The organism is Saccharopolyspora sp. 7B (assembly GCF_020177435.1).
GTDB lineage: Bacteria > Actinomycetota > Actinomycetes > Mycobacteriales > Pseudonocardiaceae > Saccharopolyspora_C > Saccharopolyspora_C gregorii.
Window position 1 is genome coordinate 1 of record NZ_JAIUKC010000184.1, and the last position, 13,180, is coordinate 13,180.

Annotated in this window: 12 protein-coding genes and 1 pseudogene; 5 read left to right on the forward strand and 8 right to left on the reverse strand. The window is 74.1% G+C overall.

Features of this window, described 5'->3' with window-relative positions; genetic code table 11:
- The first annotated feature begins 210 nt into the window (after positions 1 to 210).
- Positions 211 to 1,710 carry a glycerol kinase GlpK gene (gene glpK / locus LCD33_RS24725; protein ID WP_224961514.1) on the forward strand — a complete coding sequence of 500 codons (1,500 nt, stop codon included), beginning with the start codon at positions 211 to 213 and terminating at the stop codon, positions 1,708 to 1,710.
- A gap of 375 nt (positions 1,711 to 2,085) precedes the next feature.
- Here glpK and LCD33_RS24730 read toward each other — a convergent pair whose 3' ends face one another.
- The 4 genes and pseudogenes from LCD33_RS24730 to LCD33_RS24745 all read right to left on the reverse strand — a co-directional run bounded on the left by LCD33_RS24730 (position 2,086) and on the right by LCD33_RS24745 (position 4,887).
- On the reverse strand, positions 2,086 to 2,229 hold the full coding sequence (locus LCD33_RS24730) for a hypothetical protein (RefSeq protein WP_224978345.1): 144 nt from the start codon (positions 2,227 to 2,229) through the stop codon (positions 2,086 to 2,088).
- A gap of 173 nt (positions 2,230 to 2,402) precedes the next feature.
- Complete coding sequence (locus LCD33_RS24735; RefSeq protein ID WP_224978346.1) at positions 2,403 to 2,942, reverse strand: GNAT family N-acetyltransferase; 540 nt, start codon at positions 2,940 to 2,942, stop codon at positions 2,403 to 2,405.
- Positions 2,943 to 2,985: 43 nt separating this feature from the next.
- On the reverse strand, positions 2,986 to 4,002 hold the full coding sequence (locus LCD33_RS24740) for an alpha/beta fold hydrolase (RefSeq protein WP_224978347.1): 1,017 nt from the start codon (positions 4,000 to 4,002) through the stop codon (positions 2,986 to 2,988).
- A pseudogene (locus LCD33_RS24745) lies at positions 3,999 to 4,887 on the reverse strand (NAD(P)H-binding protein). The gene LCD33_RS24740 and the pseudogene LCD33_RS24745 overlap by 4 nt, the downstream one beginning before the upstream one ends.
- 292 nt (positions 4,888 to 5,179) lie before the next feature.
- Here LCD33_RS24745 and LCD33_RS24750 point away from each other — a divergent pair.
- Both LCD33_RS24750 and LCD33_RS24755 read left to right on the forward strand, forming a co-directional pair.
- Complete coding sequence (locus tag LCD33_RS24750) at positions 5,180 to 6,202, forward strand: tetratricopeptide repeat protein (protein ID WP_224961525.1); 1,023 nt, start codon at positions 5,180 to 5,182, stop codon at positions 6,200 to 6,202.
- Positions 6,203 to 6,789: 587 nt separating this feature from the next.
- A complete protein-coding gene (locus LCD33_RS24755; RefSeq protein WP_255615126.1) occupies positions 6,790 to 7,929 on the forward strand; it encodes a macrolide family glycosyltransferase in 1,140 nt (379 codons plus the stop codon).
- A gap of 191 nt (positions 7,930 to 8,120) precedes the next feature.
- Here the strand turns inward: LCD33_RS24755 and LCD33_RS24760 are convergent, their stop codons facing one another.
- Both LCD33_RS24760 and LCD33_RS24765 read right to left on the reverse strand, forming a co-directional pair.
- A complete protein-coding gene (locus LCD33_RS24760) occupies positions 8,121 to 8,504 on the reverse strand; it encodes a thiol-disulfide oxidoreductase DCC family protein (RefSeq protein WP_224961529.1) in 384 nt (127 codons plus the stop codon).
- A gap of 72 nt (positions 8,505 to 8,576) precedes the next feature.
- Complete coding sequence (locus LCD33_RS24765; protein ID WP_224961531.1) at positions 8,577 to 9,980, reverse strand: NAD(P)H-quinone dehydrogenase; 1,404 nt, start codon at positions 9,978 to 9,980, stop codon at positions 8,577 to 8,579.
- Between the two features lie 170 nt (positions 9,981 to 10,150).
- Here LCD33_RS24765 and LCD33_RS24770 point away from each other — a divergent pair, with 170 nt between their 5' ends.
- On the forward strand, positions 10,151 to 10,603 hold the full coding sequence (locus LCD33_RS24770; RefSeq protein ID WP_224961533.1) for a gamma-glutamylcyclotransferase: 453 nt from the start codon (positions 10,151 to 10,153) through the stop codon (positions 10,601 to 10,603).
- Positions 10,604 to 10,688: 85 nt separating this feature from the next.
- On the forward strand, positions 10,689 to 11,474 hold the full coding sequence (locus LCD33_RS24775; protein ID WP_224961535.1) for a DeoR/GlpR family DNA-binding transcription regulator: 786 nt from the start codon (positions 10,689 to 10,691) through the stop codon (positions 11,472 to 11,474).
- Between the two features lie 5 nt (positions 11,475 to 11,479).
- On the opposite strand, the gene LCD33_RS24780 is transcribed toward LCD33_RS24775, so the two are convergent.
- Positions 11,480 to 12,268 carry an HAD family hydrolase gene (locus LCD33_RS24780; RefSeq protein WP_224961537.1) on the reverse strand — a complete coding sequence of 263 codons (789 nt, stop codon included), beginning with the start codon at positions 12,266 to 12,268 and terminating at the stop codon, positions 11,480 to 11,482.
- 153 nt (positions 12,269 to 12,421) lie between these two features.
- Positions 12,422 to 13,180, reverse strand: a 759-nt coding sequence (locus LCD33_RS24785) for a hypothetical protein (protein ID WP_224961538.1), incomplete at its 5' end; no start/stop codon positions are given.

The following is a 13,180-nucleotide window of genomic DNA, read 5'->3' on the forward strand; positions in this document are numbered from 1 at the left end:
CTCCCCAAACCCCCGCTGCCTGCCCCCGTCGGGGGGGGTGGTTGCCCCCCCCCCCCCCCCCCCCCCCCCCCCCCCCGCCGGCGGCCCCCCCCCCCCCCCCCCCCCCCCCCCCCGCGGTTCCCGCACCGGGGGGCTGCCCGACCGGGCCGGGCGGGTGACACTCACCCCGAGCCCACGCACATCTCGGAATCCATCGAAAAGGACGACATCATGGCCTCCTACGTCGCCGCGATCGACCAGGGCACCACCTCCACCCGCTGCATGATCTTCGACCACGGCGGGCGCGTCGTGGCCGTCGACCAGGTCGAGCACCGGCAGATCTTCCCCAAGGCGGGCTGGGTGGAGCACGACCCGGAGGAGATCTGGAGCAACACCCGCCAGGTGTGCGCGGGGGCGCTCGCCAAGGCCGACCTGGTGACCTCCGAGATCGCCGCCGTCGGCATCACCAACCAGCGCGAGACGACCGTCGTGTGGGACAAGACCACCGGCAAGCCCGTCTACAACGCCATCGTCTGGCAGGACACCCGCACCGACACCATCGTCGGCGAGCTCGCCGAGGAAGGCGGGCAGAACCGGTTCCACGCCAAGACCGGTCTCACCCTCTCGCCGTACTTCTCCGGCACCAAGATCCGCTGGATCCTGGACAACGTGGACGGGGTCCGCGCCCGCGCCGAGAAGGGCGAGCTGCTGTTCGGCAACATGGACACCTGGGTGCTGTGGAACAGCACCGGCGGCCCCGACGGCGGCCTGCACGTCACCGACCCCACCAACGCCTCCCGGACCCTGCTGATGGACCTGGAGAAGCTGGAGTGGGACGAGGACATCTGCCGCCAGATCGGCGTCCCCACCTCGATGCTGCCGGAGATCCGCTCCTCCTCCGAGGTCTACGGGCACTTCCGCGAGCGCGGCGTGTTCGGCGGGCTCCCCATCGCGGGCATCCTCGGCGACCAGCAGGCCGCCACCTTCGGCCAGGCCTGCCTGTCGCCCGGTGAAGCCAAGAACACCTACGGGACCGGCAACTTCCTGCTGCTCAACACCGGGACCGAGCCCGTGCTGAGCGACAACGGGCTGCTCACCACCGTCGGGTACAAGATCGGCTCGAAGGACACGGTGTACTGCCTGGAAGGCTCCATCGCGGTCACCGGCTCGCTGGTGCAGTGGCTGCGGGACAACCTCGGGCTGATCGGCAGCGCCCCGGAGATCGAGCAGATCGCGCGCAGCGTCGAGGACAACGGCGGCGCCTACTTCGTGCCCGCTTTCTCCGGGTTGTTCGCCCCGCACTGGCGGTCCGACGCGCGCGGCGCCATCGTCGGGCTCACCCGCTTCGTCAACCGCGGCCACCTCGCCCGCGCCGTGCTCGAAGCCACCGCCTTCCAGACCCGCGAGGTCATCGAGGCCATGAACGCCGACTCCGGCGTCCCGCTGAAGTCGCTGAAGGTCGACGGCGGCATGGTCGGCAACGAACTGCTCATGCAGTTCCAGGCCGACATCCTCGGCGTCCCGGTGATCCGGCCGGTCGTCAGCGAGACCACCGCGCTCGGCGCCGCCTACGCCGCCGGGCTCGCCGTCGGCTTCTGGGCCGGGGAGGACGACATCCGCTCCAACTGGGCGAAGGACAAGCAGTGGGACCCGGTCATGCCGGAGGAGCGGCGGGCGCACGAGTACGGCCAGTGGCAGAAGGCGGTCACCAAGACCTTCGACTGGGCCTGATTCCGGCGGCCGCCTCGTTCTGCTCGGCGGGTGGGTAGCGGAACCTCAGCGGTCCCCTCGCTGCGGGATCTTCTTCACAGGTGGCTCCGCCACATGCGAAAAAGCCGTCCTCGCGAGGGGAGCGCTGAGAACCCTCGGGTGGTTCCGCTGCTCAGGTGGTCGTCGGCTCAGCGGCTTCGCCGCTGACAGGGAACAGCCACGAGCCGACGGGCAGGTTCGACGACGGGCGGTCGGCTGCTCGCTCGCTGCGGGATCGTTTTCGCAGGTGGCTCCGCCACACGAGAAATCGCTGTCCTCGCGAGGGGAGCGCTGAGAACCCGCGGGTGGTCACCTTGCTCTGGTGGTCGCTGCTCAGCGGCTGCGGTGCCTGCCGGGTCAGGGGGCCGTTCGTTCCGCGGCGGGGACTCCGGTGAACTCGGCGTGGCGGGGTTCGACGGGTTCGCCCCCGGAGAGCACCACCAGCACCACCGCGATCAGCGCGGCGACCGCCAGCGCCCACGACGCCGACACCTTCGGCATGCGTCCCCCTCGTCCCGGCCGGTGCAGGTGCCGTCCGACGACGGCTTCGCCCCCGGCCCCCGCTCGTCCCGCGGCGGCCCACCGGCTCCGGCATTCTGCGGCACCGCCGCCCGAACCGCCCGGCCCCACGCCGACCCGGCGTTCGGATCCCGTCGCGGACCAGCCGAGCGGCGTCATGGCCGGGGGAGGCGCCAGACGACGAGGATCCCGGTTCCTGCCGGGCTGACCTGTTCCGGTGCTGCCGGAGAACGGCCCACCTCCACGAACCCCAGCGCCTTCGGAATCGCGCCGCTGCGGTGGTTCGCCTCGTCGTGCCAGATCTCCACGTGCCCGGCGCCCAGCCGGAACGCCTCGTCGATCAGCGCCAACGCCGCGCGGCGCGCGATGCCGCGGCCCTCGAAGTCCGGGTGCAGCCAGTAGCCGATCTCCAGGCCGCCCGGCCCGATCCGGTCCATCAGGCTCGCCGAACCGATCACCTGCCGCTCCGGGCCGAGCACCGCGTAGGTGAAGGACGTGCCCGCCGCCCACTCGCGTTCGGCCTTGCCGACGAAGTCGGTGGCCTCCTTCATCCCGTAGCCGGGTGCCGCCCACGCCATCCACGGCCCCAGGTGCTGGAGGGATTCGGTCACGACCCGCAGCGCCGTGCCCGCGTCCTCCAGCCGCCACCGGCGCAGGTCCACTCCGTCGTGGTGCAACTGCTCGCTCGGCTCCATGCGCGGGAGTCTGCTGCACTCCGCACCTCGGCGGTACCGAATTTCAGGACCGCTCCGCGCCCTCGGCCCGTTCCGCCTGGTCGGCCGGTTCCGCCCGGTCGGCCGGTTCCGCCCGGTCGGCCGGTTCCGCCCGGTCGACGAGCTCGACGTGGTCGGCCGGCTCCACCTGGTCGGCGAGCTCCACCTGGTCGACGAGGTGCCGCACCAGCTGCCCGTGCACCGCGCCCGGCAACGCGTGGCCCATGCCCGCGATCTCCGCGCACCGCGCCCCGGGGATCGCGGCGGCCAGCAGCCTGCCGTGCGGCGGCGGGTTGATCGGATCCAGCGGCGCCTGCAGCACCAGCGTCGGGGTGCCGATCCGCGCCAGGTCCGCGCCGCGCTCGACGAGGACCTGCGGCGGGAGCGCGTGCGGATGCGGTTCCCGGATGCGCCAGGTGCCTGCGTGTTCGACCTCCCGCAGCTCGACCCGCCGGAACTCGGCGGCGTCGAACGGCAGCTCCTCCCCCGACAGCAGCCGGTGCCACTCGACGCGCTCGGCCAGCGCCGACTCCAGGTCCGTCGCCGCCGACGGCTCCTCGCCGCGGCGCACGAACCACGGCCGCGGCGTCGGGAACTCGTCCGGACTCGGCTCACCCGCCCGGGCCAGGGCCCAGTTCCGGGCGAAGTCCACGCCCAACGCGTGCGTGCACAGCAGCGTCGCGCTGCGCAGCCGATCAGGGGCCGCGACCGCCAGCAGCTGCACCAACCCACCGCCGAGGCCCATGCCGAGCACGTGCGCCGACGCCACGCCCCAGCCGTCCAGCACCGCCAGCGCATCCGCCGCCAGATCGTCGAAGCCGTACGGGTGCGCGGCGAACTCGCGGTGCGTGGAACGACCCGTGTCGCGGTGGTCGTAGCGCAGCACCCGCAGCCCGGCCTCGACCAGCAGCGCCACCAACCCGTCCGGCCACCCGCGGGAGGAGGTCACGTCCCCCGCCACCAGCAGCAGCGGCGCGGCCGGGTCACCGATCGACTCGCTCCACAACCGCACGTCGCCGGAGCAGATCGTCCGCGCCGTCACCGGAAGTCCGCCGCGTGGTCGCGCGCCCACTCGTCGAACCGGCGCGCCGGGCGGCCCGTCAGCCGCCGCACGGTGGCGGTGGGCACGTCCGGCGATTCGGCCGCGGCCGCCAGGTAGTCCAGCAACATCTCCGCGACCTCCGGCGGGCAACCCCGGCCGAGCAGGGCCTGCCGGGCCTGCTCGGGGGTGAGTTCCTCGAAGCGGACCGGTTCACCGATCGCCTCGGCGATCGCCGTCACCTGCTCCCGCTGGGAGACCGCCGCCGGCCCGGTGATCTCGTAGGCCCGCCCGGCGTGCCCCTCGCCGAGCAGCGCCTCGACCGCGACCGCGGCGACGTCCGCTTCGTGGACCAGCGCTTGAGCGGCCGCGGCGAACGGAAGCCGGACCACACCTTCCGTCCGGGCGTCCGCGGCCCAGTCCAGCACGTTCAGCGCGAACGCCCCGGGCCGCAGGTGGGTCCACTCGGCGACGCCCGACTCCTCCACCGCTCGCTCCACCGGGGCGTGCTGCTGCGCGCTCAAGCTGCCCGCCCCGCTCTCCAGGACCGACGCCGAGGACAGCACCACGATCCGCCGCACGCCCGCCCGCACCGCCAGCTCGGCGAACTCCCGCGCGCAGCTCCGCGGGGCGCTCCAGATCGCCGGCGACCACCTCCGCCCGCGCCGGCAGCTCCGCCCGGCGCGGATCGCGGGTCACCGCGCGCACCGGCACGCCGGACTCCAGCAGCCCGCGCACCACCTCCCGGCCGACCGATCCCGTCGCCCCGGTCACCAGCACCGTCATGACATCCCCCAGCAGATCGCGGACGGCTGCTCCGCCCATCCCGATCCGCGACCGTACGCGCAGGTCACAGCCTTGAGCACGCGTCGCGGGCATTCGAATCATCACGTTGACCGGCGCCGCGGAGACCTATCTGCGGCGCCCGCGGATGGAGCGGCCGAGCGGCCGAGCGCTGGCCGAAAGTACGAGGAGCCGGCGATTTCACGGCCTATCGATCGAGCTCCTCCGGCACTTCGGCCGATCCGCGCCTGCCACCCGCGCGCCTAGGTTCGACGAGGGTCAGGGGTACCGGGGGAACGCGGGTGGTCACCGCCACGGGGCGTCGGGCGGCGGCCACCCGCCTCAGCGAGGAACGGCGGCCGGGCAGCGGTGCTCGGCGAGTGAGGCAGGTTTCGGAATGGACGGCAACAGGGCTTTCGCCCCCGAGTACCAGGGCGCGCTCCGGGACATGTCGGTGAACACCGCGTACGAGGACGTCCTGGCGCAGGCGCGCGACCGGTCCCGGTGGGCGGCCGAGCGGGGCACCGCGCTGGACGTCGCGCAAGCGGAGCTCGCCGTCGCGGAAGCCTGCCGCAGGCTCGGCCACCTGGAAGAGGCCGACGGGGCGTGGAAGGCCGCCTACCGGGCCGCCCGCACCGCCGGGAACGACGGCGTCCGCGGCTGGGCGCTGTGGAGCGGCGGCACGCTGGCCCGCCAGCGCGGCGAGCTGAACCTGGCGCTGCGGCTGCTCGCCTGGGGCCGCGACCTGTCGTGGCAGGCCGGAGACATCACCGCCTACGGCTACGCGTTCGCCGGAGTCGCCGAGACGCTGCGCATCCGAGGGGACTTCGAGCGGGCGCGCGGACTCCACGAGCACGTGCTCGCCGAAGCCCGCCGTCGCGAGGAATCCCGGCACATCGTGTGGGCGCTGGAAGGACTCGCCCAGATCGAGCGCAACACCGGCGACCTCGACTCGGCGGCCCGGCGGTTCGCCGAAGCCGCGCAGGTCGCCGAAGCCTCCGGCGACGACCGCGGCCACGCGTGGGCGCTGCGCGGGCAGGCGGACGTGCTCTCGCTGCGCGGCGAGCACGAGCGGGCGCTGGAGCTGCTCTCCGCCGCTGAGCGCACCTGCCGCCGGATGGACCTCTCCAGCGCCCTCGCCTACAACCGCAAGATGCGCGGCAACGTGCAGTTCCGCGCCGGTCGCCACCAGGAGGCCGCCCGCACCTACCGGGACGCGCACGACAAGTTCCGCGCGCTGCGCGAACCGCGCGGCATCGCGCTGTCCCGGCTGGGACTGCTCAAGAGCCTCGACGCGTTGGGGCGTCCCGCGGAAGCGACGATGGCGGACCTGGTGGCGTTGCGCGACGAGGTCAACGGGAACCAGCTGTGGCAGACCCGCACGATGGTGGAGAACGCGATCGCGGAACGCACCGGCTGAGCGCGGGATGCGGCGGCCCGTCCGACCCTGTCGGGCGGGGCGTTCTGCTTGTCGGGCGGGGCGTTCTGCTCGCGCGGAGGGCCGTTTCGGGCGTCGGGCGGGGCGTCCTGCTCGCGGGGAAAGCGGTTTCGGCGTCGGGCAGGCTGTTCTGCTCGCCGGACGGCCGTTCCGGAGGCGGGGGTCGTGGGCAGCGCCGACCCGCGAACGCGGAGCTGCGGCTTTCCGGCCGGGCCGGGCGGAGCCGGTGCGGACCGCGGCTTGACGTGCGGGCGCCGGTCAGCGCGGGAGCAGCGGTCGGCGTGCGGGCAGCGATCAGCGACGCGAGTGGGACGCGGGCTGGACGGGGAACCCGGCCGGGCGGGCGAAAAAGGGGAGGACGGCGCCACCGGTTCCGGGCTACCGTGGCGCCATGTTCGGGTACCAGCACCTCTGATCCGGCGCACCCGCGCGCCGCTCCCCCGTCCGCGGTGGTGAGCCCCTTCGAAGTGCCGCGCGGAGCCCGCCCGCTCGTGCTCGCGAGCGCCCGCCCAGCTCAGCCCAGCTCGAATCGGAGTGAACCCGTGCCCAGATCCGCGCACATCGCCTTCATGGCCGTCCCCGCGCACGGCCACGTCAACCCCGGCCTCGGCCTCGTCGCCGAACTGGCCGCCCGGGGACATCGCGTCACCTACGCGGTCACCGAGGACTTCGCCCCGCAGGTCGCCGAGGCCGGTGCCGAACCGGTCCGGTACACCTCGACGCTGCCCTCGGCCGCGACCCAGCAGGAGTGGCCGGAGGACCAGGCCGCGGCCGTGCTGCTGTTCGTCGACGAGATGATCTCGGTGCACCCGCAGCTGGGCGCGGCCTACGCCGCGGACCGGCCGGACCTGGTGATCTACGACATCGGGACCCTGCAAGCACCGGTGCTCGCCCACGAGTGGGGCGTCCCGGCGATCTGCCTGTCCCCGACGCACGTCCGGTTCGAGGGGATCGAGGAGGTCTTCGGCTTCGACGACTCCCCCGAGCTGCTGGCGGTGCACGCCAAGGCCGACGCCTTCTTCGCCGAGCACGGGGCGCCGCTGACCTTCGCGACCATGGACCGGGAGTGCAGCGTGGTCACCATCCCGCGCTCCTTCCAGTACTACGCCGAGTCGGTGGCGGCGAACCACACCTTCGTCGGCCCGATGCTGACCGCGCGCCGCACCCAGGGGACGTGGCAGCGGTCCGGTGCTCGTCCGGTGCTGCTGATCTCGATGGGTTCGGCCTTCACCGACCAGCCGCAGCTGTACCGCGACTGCCTGGCGGCGTTCGGCGGGCTCGACTGGCAGGTGGTGCTGAGCATCGGCGAGGTCGTCGACCCGGCGGTGCTCGGCGAGGTACCGCCGAACGTCGAAGTGCACCGGTGGGTGCCGCAGCTCGACGTCCTGTCGCAGGCCGACGCGTTCATCACGCACGCGGGCATGGGCGGGACGATGGAGGCCCTGCACGCGGGAGTGCCGATGATCGCGATCCCGCAGGCCGCGGAGCAGTTCGCGAACGCGGCGCGGATCGCCGAGCTCGGCCTCGGCGTGCACCTGCCGAAGGAAGAGGCCACGCCGCAGGCGCTGCGGGCGGCGCTGCACCGGGTGTCCACCGACCCGGAAGTGCTGGCCCGGTCGGCGGCGATGCGCCGCGAGATCGGCGAAGCGGGCGGCGCCCGGCGCGCCGCGGAGATCGTCGAAGCGCGGCTCGGCGCGGAGTCGGCCTGACGTCCCGGGGGCGCGGGGCCCCCCCCCCCCCCGGGCCCCCCCCCCCGCCGGGGCGCGGGGGGGGGGGGCCCCCCGCCCCCCGGGGGGGGGGGGGGCCCCCGGGGGGGGGGGGGGCCGCCCCCCGGCGGCGGGGGGGGGGGGCGGCCGCCCCCCCCCCGCGGGCGCCCCCCCCCCCCCCCCCCGGGCACCGCTCAGGCGCCGGGGCGCTGGTCGGCGGGCAACGCGCAGGCCGGGGTGGAACCGGGCAGCCGGTGCCGGTTGTCGGCGACCCAGCGGTACCCGAGCCGGGCGATCCCGCGCAGCACCGGCAGCGACAGCACCGCCCCCGGCAGCGACCAGGGGAATCCGCAGTGCCGCAGCAGCGCGGCCACCGCGTCCGCCCCGCCGGAGACGCGGCCGGTCTCGTCCACCCACAGCACCTCGTGCCGGGCGCGCTGCTCGGTGGTGCGCAGCGCGGTCAGGTCCGCTTCCTGCCACGGCACGATCCGCGCGCGCAACGGCAGCTTCTCCGCGAGCCGCACGCTGCGGGTGCAGAAGCCGCAGTCGCCGTCGTAGACCAGCACCGGTGTCGCCATGGCAATGCCTCCCGTCCCCAGGGTCCCCGCCGGCCCCGCCGCCGTCGAGGCCGGTCCCGCGGCGGTGACGGCTCAGTCCAGGTCGTCGTGGCGCATGAGCTGGCGCCCGGCCTCGGTGAGCGACCCGGACAGCGACGGGTACACCGAGAAGGTGTTCGCCAGGTTCTCCACCGTCACCTGGTTCTGCACCGCCAGCGCGATGGGCAGCACCAGTTCGCTGGCGTTCGGCGCGACCACGACGCCACCGATCACCACACCGGTCTGCGGGCGGCAGAACATCTTGATGAAGCCGCGGCGCAGACCTTCCATCTTCGCCCGCGGGTTCGTCGCCAGCGGCAGCGTCACGGTGCGCGCGGGCACCTCGCCGGAGTCGATGGCCTGCGCGCTGATGCCGACGGTGGCGATCTCCGGATGGGTGAACACGTTGCCTGCGACGGTCTTGAGCTTGATCGGGCTGACGCCCTCGCCGAGCGCGTGCCACATGGCGATGCGCCCCTGCATGGCCGCGACGGAGGCGAGCAGCAGCAACCCGGTGCAGTCGCCCGCCGCGTACACGCCGGGGACCTGCGTGCGGGACACCCGGTCCACCTTGACGTAGCCGCCGCGGTCGGTCTCCAGGCCGACCCGCTCCAGCCCGATGTCCTCGGTGTTGGGCACCGAGCCGACGGTCATCAGCGCGTGGCTGGCTTCGACGCGCCTGCCGTCGGCGAGGTGCACGACGACGCCCTTCTCGGTCCGCTCGACCCGCTCGGCCCGCGCGTGCTTGACGACCTCGGTCCCGCGCTCGGCGAAGACCTCCTCCAGCACGCCCGCGGCGTCGGCGTCCTCGTGCGGCAGCACCCGGTCCCGGCTGGAGATCATCGTGACCTTGACGCCCATCTCCGTGTAAGCGGAGGCGAACTCCACCCCGGTGACGCCGGAGCCGATCACGGCCAGGTGCTCGGGCAGCTCGGGCAGGTCGTAGAGCTGGCGCCAGCTGAGGATCCGCTCCCCGTCCGGCACCGCGCCCGGCAGCACCCGCGGGGTGGCGCCGGTGGCGATGAGCACCACGTCACCGACCAGCTCCTCGGTGCCGCCGTCGGCCCGGTCCACGCCGATGCGGTGCTGCGCCATGCCGTGCGCGGGGTTGGTGAACCGGGCCCGCCCCGCGATGATCTTGACGCCTTCGCGGCGCACCCGGGCGCGGATGTCGGCGGACTGCGCCAGCGCGAGGCCCTTGACCCGGCCGTGCACGACGGCGGTGTCCACCTCGACGCCGTCCGGATCGCTGCGGATGCCGAGCTCGCGCACGTCGCGGGCGGCCGACCGCGCGCCCGCGGAGGCGATGAAGGTCTTGGACGGGACGCAGTCGTAGAGCACGCACGCACCACCGAGCCCGTCCGGCTCCACCAGCGTCACGTCGGCGCCGTTCTGCGCTGCGACCAGGGCCGCCTCGTAACCGGCAGGCCCACCTCCCATGATCACGATGCGGGTCACTTCGCGGTCCCTCCGTACTCCGAGCCTCGTGGGCGCCACCACCCTATGTCTCGCCGGCTCGCGGCGATTCGGGCGGTACCCGCCCGTTCGCGGCGTTCGGACCGCGACTCGCCGCCGCGGTGACGCGGTCCACTCCGACATCGGGCCCATCGATCGCTACCCTGTGGGGCGTGCCGCTGTACGCCGCGTACGGGTCCAACATGGATCCGGCCCAGATGACCGAGCGAGCCCCGCACTCCCCGCTGGCGGGAACGGGCTGGCTGATGGACTGGCGGCTGACCTTCGGTGGTGAGGACTACGGCTGGGAAGGTGCGCTGGCGACGATCGTCGAGCACCCCGGCGAGCAGGTCTTCACCGTGCTGTATGACGTCAGCCCCGAGGACGAACGGCAGCTCGACCGCTGGGAGGGCTCCGAGCTGGGGATGCACAAGAAGCTGCGGCTTCGGGTGCAGACCCTGGACGGACCGGTGCTCGCCTGGCTGTACGTGCTGGACGCCTACGAGGGCGGCCTGCCCTCGGCCCGCTACCTCGGCGTGATGGCCGACGCGGCGGAGGCGGCGGGCGCGCCCGAGGACTACGTGGCGAAGCTGCGCACCCGGCCCTGCGGCAACGTCGGACCGTGATCGACTCGGCACCGCCGAGCGGCCCGGACGTCACCTCCCGCGTGTGATAATCACACCGACGGCACACGTCGGTGGTGAGGTGGGTGTGGGCCAGGTCAGCGGGGCGGTGTCCCAGCAGCAGCGGCGCGAGCGCATCCGGCAGACGGTGCTCGCCGACGGCACCGTGCGCATCGAGCGGCTCGTCGAGGAGTACGGCGTCAGCGGGATGACCATCCACCGCGACCTGGACGTCCTCGAACGCCAGGGCTGGTTGCGCAAGGTCCGCGGCGGCGCCACCTCCACCCCGGGTTCGCTGCTGCCCAGGTCGGTCGGCGCCCGCCGGTCCGACGCGGCGGAGGCCAAGTCCCGGATCGCCCGCCACGCGCTGCGCCACCTCTCCCCCGGCCAGGTCGTCGCGCTCGACGACAGCACGACCGGGCTCGCGGTCGCCGAACGGCTCGGCGAGCTGGCCCCGCTGACCGTCGTCACCAACTTCCTCCCGGTGATCAACCGGTTGCGCGAGGAGGACGGCGTGCACGTGATCGGCCTCGGCGGCGACTTCCACCCGGGCTACGACGCGTTCTTCGGCCTGCACGCCGCGGAGATGGCGGGCGCGTTGCGCTCGGACGTGCTGCTGCTGTCCGCGACGGCCGTGGTGGACGGGCACTGCCTGCACCGCTCGCTGGAGTCCGTGCAGGTGAAGCGGGCGCTGATGCGCACCGCCGCCACCCGCGTCCTGCTGGCGGACCGCTCCAAGTTCGAGCGGCGCGCGGTGCACGAGCTGGCGCCGCTGACCGAGTTCGACCTGGTCGTCGTGGACCCGGCGACCCCGCGACCGGTGCTGGACGAGCTGCGCGAGCGCGGCGTCGCGGTGGAGGTCGCCGAAGCCTGACCCGGCTACCGGGCTCGTTGCAGGCGTTCCACCGCGGCGGGCACGTCCGCCAGCGAGAACACCGCGATGTCCGGTTCGCCCAGCTGCTCCGGCGTCGGGTCCGGCGGTGCTTCGCCGCGCACCACCCAGATGGTGCGCATCCCCAAGCGCTGCGCGCCGCGCACGTCGGAGTCGAGCCGGTTGCCGACGTGCACCGCGTTCCGCGGCAGCACGCCGGCCCGGTTCAGCGCGTGCCAGAAGATCTCCGGGTCCGGTTTGGTCGCCCCCACCAGCTCCGAGATCGCCCAGTGATCGATGAACGGGGCCACCCCGTCGCGGCGCAGCGCGTCCACGACCAGCGCCCGCTGGTTGGCCACCACGGCGATCGAGTACCGCTCGGACAGCTGCCGCAGCGCGGGCAGCACGTCCGGGTGCAGGGCGGAGGGCGGGTAGAACCAGTAGCTCTCGGCCCGGTCCGACAACCGTTCCCGGTCGCCGTCGCGGAGGAAGTGCTCGGCCATCGCGGTGCGCAGCGAACCTTCCTGCGACTGCCGCCGCGCGTCGTAGACCCGCTGGAACTCCGCTTCGAGCAGCATCCCGCCGTTCTCCGCGACGAGTTCGCAGGTCGCCCGCAGCAGCGCTTCCCGGTACCAGGAGTCGTCGTAGACGGGCCCACCCACGTCCAGCAGCACCAGCTCCACGGGTTCGCCGAGCGCCGCGCGCGATTCCGCCGTGCCGGTGACCGCGGTCCCGTTCGGCAGGACGGGGGCCGAGCCCCGCACCTGATCCGGGAACCGATCGTCGTTGCGTGACACCTCGTGCCCTCCTCGTCCCGCGGCCCCAGCGGATCCGCGCGGCGGGGCGGCGGACGCGAGTGCTGGATCGGGCCGGAATACCGGGTTCCTCGCTGAACATAACGCATTCGGATGCGGTCATCACAGGCGTTCGTGTGATGTCCCGGTGCTCGGTCACGACGCACCTCCGGCGAGCGCGTTCGCCGGCGCGGCGGCTTCGATGCGGGCGACGACCGGGACCGCGCCGGACGGACCGAGCCGCGCGAGGTCGAGCAGTTCCGCGGCGCGCCGGGTGCCGCGGCGGTCCCGCCTGCGGTGCACCTGCTCGGCCACCACGGCGTGGAACCGCTCGGCGGCCGTGCCCAGCGCGGCCAGCGCCTGCTCCAGGCAGGCGAGCGCGGTGCGCCGTTCTCCGGTGCAGAGCATCTCGACCAGCGCGACTTCGAGCGCGTGCACCCGCAGCCCGTCGAGCTCCAGCACCTCGGACTCGCGGACGCAGGCCTGCTTGATCAGCAGGCCGGGCACCGAGCGGGGCTGGCGGTGGTAGGGCACCGCGACGTGCACGACCTCGTCGTCGAACGCCTCGGTGCAGCCGTGCATGGCGACGGCGGTGGGCCCGCTGAGCACCGCGTGCGGACCGGCGCGCAGCAGCGCGGCCTCGGCCCGCGCGAGCGGGTCCCGGGCGCGACGGGCGGGCAGCAGCACGCCGCCCCACGGTTCGACCCAGCGCCCGGCGTCCAGTTCGGCGCGCACCCGGTCGGCGCCGAACACCTCCTCGGCGGTGGAGCGGGCGAGCGCGCCGTGCAGCGGGGCGCCGGGTCGTCGCCCGCGCCCCGGCTCGAACCGGCCCCGCCGTCGGGCAGGCGGACCGGGCGCGGCCCGCGCGGCAGGCCGATCGGGCGCGCGGGAGGCGGCCGCGGGCGGGACGGGAAC

Excerpts from the sequence above, each read along its gene's own strand:
- LCD33_RS24755 (WP_255615126.1), top strand. The coding sequence starts at position 6,790 with ATGGCCGTCCCCGCGCACGGCCACGTCAACCCCGGCCTCGGCCTCGTC.
- LCD33_RS24730 (WP_224978345.1), bottom strand. The coding sequence starts at position 2,229 with ATGCCGAAGGTGTCGGCGTCGTGGGCGCTGGCGGTCGCCGCGCTGATC.
- LCD33_RS24735 (WP_224978346.1), bottom strand. The coding sequence starts at position 2,942 with ATGGAGCCGAGCGAGCAGTTGCACCACGACGGAGTGGACCTGCGCCGG.
- LCD33_RS24750 (WP_224961525.1), top strand. The coding sequence starts at position 5,180 with ATGGACGGCAACAGGGCTTTCGCCCCCGAGTACCAGGGCGCGCTCCGG.
- glpK (WP_224961514.1), top strand. The coding sequence starts at position 211 with ATGGCCTCCTACGTCGCCGCGATCGACCAGGGCACCACCTCCACCCGC.
- LCD33_RS24760 (WP_224961529.1), bottom strand. The coding sequence starts at position 8,504 with ATGGCGACACCGGTGCTGGTCTACGACGGCGACTGCGGCTTCTGCACC.